The sequence below is a fragment of the Mojavia sp. genome, from assembly GCF_059505145.1.
Genome location: NZ_JCACKA010000115.1, coordinates 200,182 through 213,802, shown reverse-complemented (window position 1 = coordinate 213,802; position 13,621 = coordinate 200,182). Strand labels below are relative to the sequence as shown.

Here is a 13,621-nt window from a genome sequence, read left to right as displayed (position 1 = left end):
AGCCAGTAGATTCCCCAAAATTTGTTCAAATAAATCAGCAGCAGACTAATACATCCTAAAATTGAACACTGACTTTATCTGCCTGCCTCGTCATGCCTACCACGATGTCTATCACAATGCAGTATGCCATTTACAGCCCAATTTTCTCGCTCAAATTCATCAATATGGATAGTTATCCATTCTGGTTTGGTATCTAAAGCTGAAACTAAGGCATTAGTCATGGCTTCTACTAGCCGCCGCTTTTTTTCGATAGAGTGACCTTTGGCAATTTGAATGGTGACAAATGGCATAAGTTTTCTCCTGAAATTAAGGTAGTTTTGTAGAGTAGAAAGGCAAGATTGATTAACTCAAAGAATTACCGCAAGCGGGCAGAGGGATTTGAGTTATGCTTACCTTTGGTTCTTCCCGCATCGTTCTTTTAGCAATGGTGGAAAGTCTGCCATATTTGTAATAGGCTGCACAAGCGCCTTCAGAAGATACCATACAAGTACCAATTGGTGTTTCTGGAGTGCAAGCTGTACCAAATACTTTGCATTGCCAAGGTTTTAAGACTCCTTTAAGAATTTCTCCACATTGACAAGCTTTATGATCAGCAATTTTGAGATTAGGAATGCTAAATTTCAGTTCAGCGTCGAATTGTGCGTATTCAGGACGAATTTTTAAGCCTGAATAAGGTATATCACCCAAGCCGCGCCAATCAAAATTGTCTCGCGCTGTAAATACTTGATTCATGGCTTGTATTGCCACTGTATTGCCAGCTTTCTGTACAATTCGATTATATTGGTTTTCGACTTCACAACGATTTTCTAATAGTTGCTGTAACAGCATACAAATCGATTGAAGAATATCTAAAGGTTCAAATCCTGAGACAATAATTGGCTTATGATATTGTTGAGAAATAAATTGATAAGGGTCAGTACCAATTACCATACTGACATGACCAGGGCCGACAAATCCATCTAATTGCAAGTCGGGGTTATCTAGTAGTGCTTGTAAGGCGGGAATCACAAGGACGTGATTACAAAACATACTAAAATTAGGAATTTTTTCTGCGGCTGCTTGCAGGATGGTGAAGGCGGTACTGGGGGCTGTGGTTTCAAAACCTAAGCCGAAAAATACAACTTCTTTGTCGGGGTTGTTTTTGGCTATTTGCAAGCTATCTAGTGGCGAGTATACTATGCGGATATCTGCGCCTGTAGCTTTGGCTTGGAGTAAGCTAGTTTTGGAACCAGGAACTCGCATGGCATCGCCAAAAGTGGCAAAGATGACGTTAGGATTTTGGGAGATTGCGATCGCATCATCTAATCTTCCTTTAGGCATGACGCATACTGGACAGCCAGGCCCATGAATTAATTCAATGTTATCTGGCAAAATTTCTTCAATACCGTATTTAAAAATAGAATGGGTATGTCCGCCGCATACCTCCATAATTTTGATATGTCTTCCTAGTTGTTGACTTAATTTGGTGATTTCCCGGCGTAAGCCTTCAGCTTTTTCTGGTTCGCGGAATTCGTCAACATATTTCATAGGAGTTGGGGAATAGTTTTTACAGAGGGATTTCTTTAACGAACCGCAAAGGAGAGGCAGCACGGTCTTGGGGGTTTCCCCCATGAGCGACTGCCGTCACAAAGGGCACGAAGGAAGAGAAGATAGAGAAGATTTTATTAACCATTGAGTAGTGCTAGATATTTGCTGCTATTTCTTGTAATAGTTGTAATGTTTCTGCTGCTTCTTGTTCGTTAATGCGATTCATGGCAAAGCCGACATGAACTAATACCCAATCGCCAATACAAGCTTCTGGAGGATGTTGTTCGTCAACAATGCAGGCAATATTTACTTGTCGTTTGACACCACCAACGTTGACAACGGCTAATTTATGATTAATGTCAGTTATTTCGACAATTTGACCGGGAATTCCTAAACACATTGGGATTTTCCTATTTGAAGATAAAACAACCGCAGAGGCGCAGAGAACGCAGAGGGAGTTTTGGAAAATTATGTGATTAATTTAAATTATTAAAGTTGTTTAAATAATTAATTGGGCGGCTGCAATCACAGCTTGCCCTAGTGATATACCACCATCATTTGCTGGAACTAAGCTGTGAGTAAGTACGTTGATTTCCAATGTTTGTAAGCCCTTAGTAACTTGCTCTAATAAAATACAATTTTGAAATACTCCTCCTGTTAGAACAACCTGATTAATAAGGTTTTCTTGAGAGAGATGTTTAACCATCTCTACAATTGCTTTGGCTAAACTTTGATGAAATTTTGACGCTATGATAGCTTGAGGTATCTGTTGTTGCAAGTCTTTAAGCAAGGCTTGCCACATGGTTTTAGGGTCTATACAATAAATACTATCCAAAAAGGTAAAATTAAAATGATAGTTTTGTGTTTCTTCATGTTTATTTAAGCTATCCATATCGGCTAAAGCTTCCATTGCGATCGCGGCTTGTCCTTCATAGCTACACTCTTCTCGGCAAATACCGATTGCCCCTGCTACTGCATCAAATAACCGCCCTGCTGAGGAAGCCATGGGTGAATTAATACCTTGTTCTATAAGCTGATTAAGTAGTTGAAGCGGCTTTTTATCTAAAAATTTTAATATTTCTAAATCTCCATACTTTTGTGTTAAATTATCCCAGGTATCGGCTGCTAATAATTGGGTATACGTGTTACGCCAAGGCTGATAAATTGCTTGTTCTCCTCCAATCATTGCCACTGGTTTAAATGTTGCTAATCGCCGAAATTCGCGGTAGTCAGCTAAAAGGAATTCTCCGCCCCAAAGTGTACCATCTTCACCGTAACCCAAGCCGTCTAAAGCAATACCTAAAACTGGTTGTGAGTTTAAAGGAATATTATTTTCTGCCATACAAGCAGCAATATGAGCATGATGATGTTGGATAGAATAAATTTTGATTTTGTTAACAGATGCTAGTTGTTTCCCCAGTTTTGTTGAGAGATATTCTGGGTGTTTGTCAATAGCTATGACTTGTGGTTGATGCTCAAATAAATTTAAGTATAAATTTAAACTATCTTGATAAGCATTAAACGCCGCAGCATTTTCTAAATCTCCCAAATGTTGAGAAAGAATTGCTTGCCCTTCGCGCAATAAGCAAAACGTATTTTTTAACTCGCTACCCATTGCTAAAATTGACGTAACTTTATCAAATCCAGGTGGTAAATTAATTGCTATTGGGGCATATCCTCTGGCGCGGCGAATTGTTTGTACTTTATCACCAATAACCCGCACCACTGAATCATCAACTCGGTTGATAATATCTCGATTATGGAGAAGAAAATAATCGGCAATTTTTCCTAACCTATCTCGTGCTTCATCATTATCAATACATTGCGGTTCATCCGATAAATTGCCACTTGTTAACACAATCGGGCGATTCATCCGCTTGAGAATTAAGTGATGTAAAGGCGTATAAGGTAGCATGAAACCAAGGCTATTTTGCCCTGGTGCTACAGATGGGGCAATTGAGTGCTGAGTAATAATTTCTTCCCCAGTCCCCAATGCCCAATGCCCAGTCCCTAGTCTCTTTCTCTTTAACAAAACAATAGGCGCAGCAGGACTTGTTAATAATTCCCTTTCCTTGGGGTTGATTGTGCAGTATTCGGCAATTACTTCTATATCCCTTGCCATTAAAGCCAAGGGTTTATGATAACGTTTTTTGCGCCGACGCAGTTTTTGTACAGCAGCTTCAACAGTCGCATCGCAAGCAAGATGAATACCACCCAATCCCTTAATGGCGACAATCTCGCCTTTTTGCAATAGGGTACAAACAGCATCGACATCATCTAGCATCGAGAACATAGAAGCGGTAACCGATTTACCATCAGCACGTTCTAACCAAGCGTTGGGGCCGCAGACATGGCACGCTACAGGTTGGGCATGAAAGCGGCGGTTTTCTACATCATGGTATTCCTTCTCGCATTCGGAACACATGACGAATGCAGACATACTGGTATTGCATCTGTCATAAGGAATGGCGCGAATAATACTCAATCTGGGGCCGCAATGGGTACAGTTAGTGAAGGGATAACGGTAAAAGCGGCTAAAGGGGTCAAAAATTTCTTGTTGACATTGGGGACAAGTGGCAGCATCAGGAGAGATTTCTGTTTTCACTTTACTAGTGACACTATTAGCAATGACAAAATCCTCAAAGTTAAATTCACTTACACAAGGCGTTCTAATAATTTCCTGAATTCTGGTTAGGGGTGGGCATTCTTGCTGTAATCGGATGATAAATTCTGCTAAAGCTGCTTCGCTACCAGCTGCCCTAATTAACACACCTTGCCCATCATTACAAACATCTCCCTGCAAACCGCAGGCTTTGGCTAGACGATAGACAGCCGGGCGAAATCCCACACCTTGAACAGTACCGCGAACTCTTATTTCTTCAATCGCCATAGTTAAATTGCCACAGCAAAATTCGGTTGTTTCCAGAATCAGCTATTACCGCAGTTTTGCCACAAATTTTTATGCCGTAACACCAATTTAAACTGTCTCGTGTTGGCAAGCCAAAATCACGATTTTCACCTTTGTTTTTAAAATTTGTTTGTCCTGTAACTGCATCTGCCTCAACACCTTGCAGTGATAGAATTAACTCTGGCTTTTTCCATCCTAACAAGCGAGAATTAGCTGTATCTGCAACTACCAACCAATCGCCTGCAACATCCACACCATAAGGCATACTCAAACTACCAGCACTGGGGAAATAAACTCCTTGATTCATTTCCACAGAATCAAAGTTTTTTTGTCCCAATACCACTGCACAAGGGGCATTATTTTCTGTTAGCATTCCCTGCCAAATCATCACACGGTTATTTCCGGCATCGCTGACAACTAAATTGTCTCCCCAAAACGTAATATCGTGACACCATCGCATACTCGCAGCTGTGGGAGAACCGCCGCCATTTTCATTACGAGATATCATATTCGGTTGTCCCAAAACTAAATCGGCGGTTTGTCCATTTTCTGTTGGTAATTGCTGCCAAATTAACACCCGACGATTTCCTGTATCGGCAACAAATAGCCTACCTTGGTGATAGAAAACGCCATAAGGCCAGTGCATCGTATTTGCTGCTGGTATTTGACTGCCTCGATTTGGTTCATTATCAGTAAAATTAGCCTGTCCTAATACTAAATCTGCTGGTACATTGCTATCTTCGGGTAAATTTTTCCAAATCAATATCCGATGGTTCCAAGCATCTGCTACAGCTAATCCTTCCCCACAAGCACAAATTCCCGTCGGTACACTTAAAGTTGCCCTTCCAGGTGTACCTTTAGCATTTTGTCCCTCATGATAAAAGTCTGGTTGTCCAATTACCCAATCAGCGCTTTGACTATCTTTGGTGGGTAATTTTCGCCATCCCAATAATCGATGATGTCCTGTATCTGACACCCATAATGGCCCGGTTTCTGATACTAAACAAGCACCGCGAGGGCCAAACATAGTTATGGCACTAGGTGCTAAAGGTATTGCTAATTTTTCTGGTTCAAGAATTTCGCCTAAAATTACCTCTGCACCTTGAGGTGAGAAGGGTAAATTTTGCAAAATTCTTATTGGTTTTGGCGGTAATGAAGGTGTAGAAGTAATCTTGATGGGGTTGTGCATTAACCGCAGATGGATGCTGAGGAAGGCTAATTATTATTCAAAGTCATTGAAGTGAATTTGTGTGTATCGATGATTGCAATTTATAGCTTCAAATAGAAACTAGTGGTCTATCGCATTAATCTTGCTGGGTAAAGTGACTTTTGAATTTTTCTTCTTTTTTCTCTCCCTTTGCGTACTTCGCGTACTTCGTGGTTCGTTCCTCAACCCCCTTAGAATTAACGCAATGAACCACTAGACTGATTGCACAAGTCTAATTAATGAATAATTAACCGCCGATAACCGCTGATCAAAACCACTTAGACAATAGAATTAATGTTTAAAAATCTATCCTCATGTTTTTAAGTTTCCATACCTGCCTCATCCCTAATATTGATTTCTATCTCCAATTCTTGGAGGGCTTGGGCTACTAATTGTGCCTGTTCTAAATGTTGAGACTGAGTATAAATTCTCCAAGCTTCTTGGTAATAATTACGGGCTTTTAAGAGATTTTGAGGATTACCAGATTCTGGACTTTGCGGGTCATCAGGTAAATTAAAGAGGGCGTTAGCTTTATTAGAAATTGTGTTGGCGTATTCTAGAGGTGTATCGTGGGAATTACGAACTTTTAATGCTTCATTATAAGCTGCAATCGCCCGCAAATTATTCTCTATAGGATGTATACTCTGTAAATATTGCAAAGCATTACCTAAGTTGTTTTGCAACATCGCATATTCTCTGGGGTTGTCAATCAGGTTAATCTGCTTTAGTGCTGACTCAAATGTTTGTACAGCTAAACCTTCACACAAGTGTTTTTGTTCTAATCCCGCAGGTATTGAGAGGTAGGCGATCGCAATATTGTTGTGTAAAATCGCATATTCCTGTGGGTAATTCTGCCAAGTAAATACCCGCAATGCCTCTTGATAAGCTTTGATGCTGTCTGATATTTTTGCCAAATTGAAGGGTACTAGAGATTGCAACACCAACCCCAAATTCATCTGTGCTTCCGCTACTTCTTCAGGCGAAGCTAACTGTTGCAAAATTGGGAGTGCCTCTTTATAAACTGTTTTCGCTTCTAGCAGTAACTTTGTTCCCTCATCAGGAATTGTTTTTAAAGCACCTGCTATACCCACCTTGGCACGGGCTTTTAGTAAAGGATAATCTTCACCACATATTTCATTAGCCCGTTCATACAGCCTAACTGCACTCCACAAATCTTGGGCAGTTTGAGGTTTTTTCTGTAAACCCTGCGCTAACTCAATCAGCATCTCGATTTTTTCTTGTGTCGTTGCTGACTCCGATGAAATAGCTGCGATCGCTGCTTTAACTGTTGAATCTGTAATGCTAGGGATCATGGGAACAAAGATGAAAAGATTAGTGTACACATATTTGTAAGTACCTCTTCCTAAAGTAGGCTGGGGTAGTCTGAGACAGAAACTTTTTCTAATATTTAGCTATTACAACAACTAAATTTGCTTTAACTTTAAAATAATTTTTTGTTCAAACTCTAGATATCACATGCTAATTTTAACCAAACTATATACAACTTAATTGTTGATTTATATATTTTATTATGCTGCTATCTAAGCTACATAAGCATAATTGATTGATATCAAACGCTTTTATGTGTAGTTAAAATTCAAATATAGATAAACTAATACAATATTGATATATCATTTTGTAGTTTTAAATAAGAGCTTTTTATAAATCGCTAAATTTTTTTTTGATTATATAGTATTTATATCTAATTTTTGAAATACATGTAGTAGGGTGGGCACTACCCACAAAAACCTAGATATGATGGGTAATGCCTACCCTACACTTAGGCTCATTCCATCAATTAGCAATGCCAAAAGGTTGAAGTTATCAATAAAAATAAAAGAAAAGAAAATCATTGAAGATAAGCTTCTTCAATAATTCCCTATCTCCATCCAAGGTTGCAATTTGAGATGAGGCTCTTATAGTTTCTGCAACTGTACAAAAACCTTATCTTCTCGAATTTGTAACGGATATGACTGTAGAGAAACCTCAGGCACAGTTAAACATTCACCTGTCTCTAACCTATACTGAAATCCATGAGCAGGACAGGTGATAATACCATTTTCAACCTTTCCCTGACTCAAAAGAGATCCTAGATGAGTGCAGGCATTATCGAAACAGGTAATGTTAATACCTTGGCGGTATAAAATTAAGGAGTTGCCTGCAACTTGTAATGCCAACACACCAGATTCAGGAATTTGCTCAACAGTTGTTACCTTAACCCAAGTGGATGTTGGAAGAAATGGACTAGTTAGACCAGAACCAACAATATCAACACTAGGGCCATTTTTGACGGCAATAACTGTAGTAATTTCTGGACAATGAGATTTAATAGCTTTTTCCACACCTTGGGATAAAGTCAAAGTTGAAGACGGACAATTACTACAAGTTCCTATCAGCCTGACTTCTACTGTATCTGGTGGTTTAATTGCGACTAATTCCACATCCCCATTATGGCTTTGTAAGCCTGGGCGAACTTCATCAAGGGCTATCTGGATGCGTTGTGCTAATGGCGGTTGTGCTGGTTTAACCAATTCGTGATACAGCAATACTGCATATACTACTTCGTCAGCCACAGCATGGCGCAAGGCTGACATAGATCCTTGCTTGAGGTTTTTAATCAAACGCTTCAAGGCTGCTTTGTGTAAGGCTTCAATTGCTCTTTGTAGCCCTACAACTACACATCTTTGACTTTCATCCCATTCAGATACAATGGCTTCAAAACGGTTAATTTCTTGAACCAATTCTTCAAGGGTTGCTGTGTGTTCAATGAGTGTAATCATTGCTTATTATTCACTGTTGACTAGTCCCTAATGAATCTCGACTGACAATGTAAATACTCAACTCACACTCACTTCATTTTGAAATCTTTCAGCAGAAATGGCATAACTGCGCCTGTAACAAGGCTAGATATGACTATTGGTAACCAAAAAGGCATTTTGGTTTGTGCAAGTGACACCAATAGGAAGGAACCTATGCCAGTACCAATTACAATTTGCTGAACAAAAAATATTGGGTCGCGTAGTAGCTTTCCCTTGAAGAATAATTTAGCGGAAAACCACCCGATCTCGAACATAATACCTCCTATAAATTTGTTAATAAATTCAGTACAACCAGTCCTAAAAGTATGGCTGGAATCACACCAGCCGGGCCAAATAATCCACCTAGAATTGCCGAAAACTGATAACCTATATCTTTTCCAGCCAATAGCATTCCACCAATAGCGCCACCAATCATAGATAAGATAGTTGCTATTAATACCCACACCAATCCTGTGCTGATGTTAAGGTCTCCAGATGCTAAATTGGTGAAAAGATTTGTTAGATTAGGGCTGCTTAAAATATCTATCATTTCTTACCTTTGTTGAGATGGAAAATTGTTAATAGTGAACAACTTAGTAACTGACACTATCCATGACGTATAATTTCAGCATCAATCTCTTGCAAGGTTTGGGTTACTACTTCTGCTTGTTCTAGCTGTTGATGTTGAATAAATATTTCCCAAGCTTCTTGATAGTAAGTACGCGCTTGTAAGAGGTTTTGTAAGTTACCAGCTTCTGGCTTTTGGAAGTCGTCAGGTAAGTTGAATAAGGCGTTGGCTTTGTTAGAAATTGTGTTAGCGTATTCGAGAGGCGTGTCTTTGGAGTTACGCACTTTTAACGCCTCGTCATAAGCTGCAATCGCCCGTAAGTTATTCTCTATAGGATGAGAACTCACCAAATATTGCAAAGCATTACCCAAGTTGTTTTGCAACATCGCATATTCTTTGGGGTGATCAATCAGCTTAATATGTTTCAGCGCCACTACAAATGTTTCCACTGCTAACCCTTGACGCAAGTATTCTCGTTCTGATGCTAAGGGCATAGAGAGGTAGGCGATCGCAATATTGTTGTATAAAATCGCGTATTCCTGCGGGTACTCTTGCCAAGTAAACACCCGCAAAGCCTCATGATAAGCTTGTATGCTGTCTACTATTCGCGCCAAATTGAAGGGCACTAGCGACTGCAACACTAAGCCCAAATTCATTTGTACCTCTGCCACTTCTACAGGCGAAGCTAACTTTTGTAAAATCGGTAAAGCCTCTTCGTAGCCAGCTTTTGCTTGTAGCAGCAACTCAGTCCCAACATCTGGAATTATCTGCAACGTCCCAGCCATCCCTACTTGGGCGCGGGCTTTCAGTAGCGGATAATCCTCGCCGCACATTTGATATGCTCGGTAATACAGAGAAACTGCATTCCGCAAGTCTTTGGTAGTTTTAGGCTTTTTTTGAAAGCCTTGTGCCATCTCGATCAGCATTTGGATTTTTTCTTCTTTTGTTGCTGATTCCGATGCAATGGCTGCGTAGAAATGAAGTGGCTTGTCATTAGACATCGCTACCTTCACTGCTAAATCTGTAATGCTAGGGGTCATAAGTACCGTACTCTAGCCGGATGGGGAATTGGGCCTGTCAATACCTACGAAACGTAGTGACACCTTCTCTCGTCTCAATCAAGGACTATACACACTCAGATGATTTACGCAGATTGTGAATCTCTTAGGCAGAACCCCCTTGTTTTGCCCCGATATCACCCAATTTATGTTGACTCCTCTCCACTTTTCCCCTCATAAGGGACAGGACATCTCAACTCAGCACTCTTCATACGGTAAATTGATTGCCGCAATACTGTGCTAGAGAATTAAGGGGGAAACCTCAATTTCAATTGCTAGGTGTTTTTACCAGAAGTCTCTTAAATACTCCTTGGATCGCATGAATCAATGTTTCTAACTATAAAACACTCTATTTACAAATTTCTAGAGGGAAATTGCCAATATTCAGTCCAGTTTTAAGTACTTAAAATTTTTCTTAATCTATTCTGTATCAATGGCTAACAAAAACCACCATTAACTCATTGATTAGCTTAAATATGTATGCAGCTATTACATTTATATTATCAAAATATAACTTGTATTGTTTTGGTGAGCCAATATAGTTTGTTCATCTATTATTTAAGTTCTACCCGCAAAAGCTTTGTTATGCAACAAGTTTATCGAAACTTTAAAATATCCTGAGCTATCAAATAAGGCAGATTGGTCTATATATTATTCATATTTTTTATAAATAGTCTGTCGCGCCTATAACCTTTTATGAAAATTTTTATTTATTTTATATTTTTCCTAATCATAAATTTTTATTTAATCAGAGTTAATATAGGAAAGAAATCACTTATTTTAAAAGATCAAGATTGATAAACAGGTAGTACGCTACAATTCTTGCCGCCTGAATCATGCATGGTAAACAATAGAAAAATACTTAGCCGATGACTAACGTACTATGGCTACAAGGTGGTGCTTGTTCAGGTAACACCATGTCATTTCTCAACGCCGAAGAACCGACAGCCTGCGATTTAATTGCCGACTTTGGCATTAAGATACTTTGGCATCCGTCCTTGGGTTTGGAACTGGGCGATAACTTACAACAACTACTACGAGATTGCATTTCCGGCAAAATACCTTTAGATATCTTGGTATTTGAAGGTAGTGTAGTCAATGCCCCGAATGGCACAGGCGAATGGAATAGATTTGCCGATCGCCCCATGAAAGACTGGTTAACAGACTTATCCCAAGTTGCTAGCTTTATTGTGGCTGTTGGAGACTGTGCCACATGGGGAGGAATTCCCGCCATGTCACCCAACCCCAGCGAGTCGCAAGGTTTGCAATTTCTCAAGCGTCAAGAAGGCGGATTTTTAGGTAAAGACTTCCGCACCAAATCAGGATTACCAGTGATTAACATTCCCGGATGTCCAGCCCATCCTGATTGGATTAGTCAAATATTAGTTGCGATCGCCACCGGACGCATAGCCGATATTGCCCTTGATGAACTAAATCGTCCCCAAACCTTCTTCAACACCTACACCCAAACAGGTTGTACCCGCAACGTCCACTTTGCCTACAAAGCCTCAACTGCCGAATTTGGTCAGCGCAAAGGATGTCTATTTTACGACTTAGGCTGTCGTGGGCCTATGACTCATTCCTCTTGCAACCGCATCTTGTGGAACCGCGTCTCCTCCAAAACCCGCGCCGGTATGCCTTGTTTAGGTTGTACCGAACCAGAATTCCCCTTCTACGACCTCAAACCCGGAACTGTATTTAAAACCCAAACAGTCATGGGAGTTCCCAAAGAATTACCACCTGGAGTCAAGGCAAAAGACTACGCCATACTCACAATGGTAGCTAAAGACATAGCACCAGCCTGGGCTGAAGAAGACTTTTTCACAGTTTAGGAAATGAGGCATTGGGAGAATAACTAAGATTGTTGACCCTTGACTCTTGATAAATGACAAAGGACAAGTAAGAAATGACAATACAAACATTAGACATTTCGCCAGTCGGTAGAGTCGAGGGCGATTTAGATGTCCGCGTTGATATTGAAAATGGATATGTAGTCAACGCTTGGACTCATGCCGAACTCTTTCGCGGATTTGAAGTTATCCTACGCGGTAAAGATCCCCAAGCCGGATTAATTGTTACACCTCGTATTTGTGGTATCTGCGGTGGTTCTCACCTGAGTTGTGCATCTTGGGCATTAGATACAGCTTGGGGAACAGAAGTTCCACGCAATGCAATTTTGGCGAGAAATTTGGGTCAAATTGTCGAAACCATTCAAAGTATACCCCGCTATTTTTACGGTTTATTTGCTATTGACCTGACTAATAAAAATTACCGCAATAGCCGCTTCTATGAAGAAGCCACCAGGCGCTTTGCTGCTTTTACTGGTACATCTTACGAACTAGGCATCACAATTTCTGCCAAACCAGTAGAAATTTACGCCCTCTTAGGTGGTCAATGGCCCCATTCTAGCTACATGGTTCCCGGTGGCGTGATGTGCGCCCCCACCTTAACAGACATTACCCGCGCTTGGTCGCTGTTGGAATATTTCCGTACCAATTGGTTAGAACCAGTATGGTTGGGTTGTTCTTTAGAACGCTACGAAGAAATCAACAGTTACGATGATTTCATGGATTGGCTAGATGAAGACCGCAAGCATCGAGATTCCGACTTGGGTTTATATTGGCGCATGGGTTTAGATATTGGTCTTGATAGATATGGCGCTGGTGTAGGTAAATATGTCAGTTGGGGATATTTACCCCATGAGGATAAATATCAGAAGCCCACTATTGAAGGACGAAATGCCGCTTTAATCATGAAAAGTGGAGTGTATGACAGCTTCAACGACACTCACACCTTAATGGATCAGTCTTTTACCCGCGAGAATACAACTCATTCTTGGTACGACGAAGGCACAGCAGATATTCACCCAAGCGATCGCATAACTAAACCGACTGCAAATAATACCAAAGACTTTGATAATGCCTATTCTTGGGCGAGTGCAGTCCTTCACAAAGACTTCGGACGCTTAGAAGCAGGCCCCTTGGCGCGTCAGTTAGTGGCGGGTGGCAAACACGGAGAGTCTTGGCAACACCAAGATGGATTTATCCTAGACGTGTTCAAGCAAATGGGCGGTGCTAGTATTCATGTGCGTCAGTTAGCGCGAGTTCACGAAATTGTCAAGTTATATCGCCAAGCCGAACATTGCTTGCGCGAGTTCAAGTTAAACGACCCCTGGTATATCAAACCTCAAGAAAAAGATGGCAAAGGCTGGGGTGCAACAGAAGCAGCACGGGGTTCTCTGTGTCACTGGGTTGAAGTGGAGGGAGGTAAGATTAAGAACTACCAAGTGATTGCTCCCGGTACTTGGAATATCGGCCCCCGTGACGGTGAAGGACTACGCGGCCCTATTGAAGAAGCTTTAATCGGGACACCTATTTACGATTCTACTGATCCAGTGGAAGTTGGTCACGTCGCGCGATCGTTTGATTCTTGTTTGGTGTGTACAGTTCACGCCCACGATGCAAAGACTGGTGAAGAGTTGGCGCGTTTTCGCACAGCTTAGAGGATGTTAATAGCTAATGATTATTAACCATTAGCTATTCTTGAGATTTATAA

At 40.7% G+C, this 13,621-nt stretch carries 12 protein-coding genes and 1 pseudogene; 2 read left to right on the top strand and 11 right to left on the bottom strand.

Annotated features, from left to right (window positions below; genetic code table 11):
* Positions 1-74 precede the first annotated feature (74 nt).
* The 11 genes and pseudogenes from AC5JL8_RS31515 to AC5JL8_RS31465 all read right to left on the bottom strand — a co-directional run.
* A pseudogene (locus tag AC5JL8_RS31515) lies at positions 75-308 on the bottom strand (tautomerase family protein); the annotation flags it as partial.
* A gap of 34 nt (positions 309-342) precedes the next feature.
* Positions 343-1,527: a hydrogenase formation protein HypD gene (hypD, locus tag AC5JL8_RS31510; RefSeq protein WP_495883606.1), complete on the bottom strand. Its 1,185-nt coding sequence runs from the start codon at positions 1,525-1,527 to the stop codon at positions 343-345.
* 19 nt (positions 1,528-1,546) lie between these two features.
* Positions 1,547-1,672 carry a hypothetical protein gene (locus AC5JL8_RS31505; RefSeq protein WP_495883605.1) on the bottom strand — a complete coding sequence of 42 codons (126 nt, stop codon included), beginning with the start codon at positions 1,670-1,672 and terminating at the stop codon, positions 1,547-1,549.
* A 9-nt stretch (positions 1,673-1,681) separates the two neighbouring features.
* Positions 1,682-1,927 carry a HypC/HybG/HupF family hydrogenase formation chaperone gene (locus AC5JL8_RS31500; RefSeq protein ID WP_495883604.1) on the bottom strand — a complete coding sequence of 82 codons (246 nt, stop codon included), beginning with the start codon at positions 1,925-1,927 and terminating at the stop codon, positions 1,682-1,684.
* Positions 1,928-2,026: 99 nt separating this feature from the next.
* Complete coding sequence (hypF, locus tag AC5JL8_RS31495; RefSeq protein ID WP_495883603.1) at positions 2,027-4,417, bottom strand: carbamoyltransferase HypF; 2,391 nt, start codon at positions 4,415-4,417, stop codon at positions 2,027-2,029.
* A complete protein-coding gene (locus AC5JL8_RS31490; protein ID WP_495883602.1) occupies positions 4,407-5,624 on the bottom strand; it encodes an NHL repeat-containing protein in 1,218 nt (405 codons plus the stop codon). The genes hypF and AC5JL8_RS31490 overlap by 11 nt, the downstream gene beginning before the upstream one ends.
* Before the next feature lie 338 nt (positions 5,625-5,962).
* Positions 5,963-6,955: a hypothetical protein gene (locus AC5JL8_RS31485; protein ID WP_495883749.1), complete on the bottom strand. Its 993-nt coding sequence runs from the start codon at positions 6,953-6,955 to the stop codon at positions 5,963-5,965.
* Between the two features lie 603 nt (positions 6,956-7,558).
* Positions 7,559-8,422 carry a NifU family protein gene (locus tag AC5JL8_RS31480; protein WP_495883601.1) on the bottom strand — a complete coding sequence of 288 codons (864 nt, stop codon included), beginning with the start codon at positions 8,420-8,422 and terminating at the stop codon, positions 7,559-7,561.
* Positions 8,423-8,490: 68 nt separating this feature from the next.
* Entirely contained in the window at positions 8,491-8,715 is a 225-nt protein-coding gene (locus tag AC5JL8_RS31475) for a hypothetical protein (protein WP_495883600.1), read from the bottom strand.
* A gap of 8 nt (positions 8,716-8,723) precedes the next feature.
* Positions 8,724-8,990 carry an asr0689 family protein gene (locus tag AC5JL8_RS31470; RefSeq protein ID WP_495883599.1) on the bottom strand — a complete coding sequence of 89 codons (267 nt, stop codon included), beginning with the start codon at positions 8,988-8,990 and terminating at the stop codon, positions 8,724-8,726.
* Positions 8,991-9,046: 56 nt separating this feature from the next.
* The gene (locus AC5JL8_RS31465; protein WP_495883598.1) at positions 9,047-10,048 is read right to left on the bottom strand and encodes a hypothetical protein; all 1,002 of its coding nucleotides are present in this window, start codon (positions 10,046-10,048) and stop codon (positions 9,047-9,049) included.
* An 887-nt stretch (positions 10,049-10,935) separates the two neighbouring features.
* On the opposite strand from AC5JL8_RS31465, the gene AC5JL8_RS31460 reads away from it, so the two are divergent.
* Together AC5JL8_RS31460 and AC5JL8_RS31455 are read left to right on the top strand one after the other, a co-directional pair.
* Positions 10,936-11,898, top strand: coding sequence for an NADH-quinone oxidoreductase subunit B family protein (locus tag AC5JL8_RS31460; protein ID WP_495883597.1), 963 nt, complete (start codon positions 10,936-10,938; stop codon positions 11,896-11,898).
* Positions 11,899-11,972: 74 nt separating this feature from the next.
* Positions 11,973-13,568 (top strand): nickel-dependent hydrogenase large subunit, encoded by a 1,596-nt coding sequence (locus AC5JL8_RS31455; RefSeq protein WP_495883596.1) that lies wholly within the window; start codon positions 11,973-11,975, stop codon positions 13,566-13,568.
* The last annotated feature ends 53 nt before the right edge of the window (positions 13,569-13,621 follow it).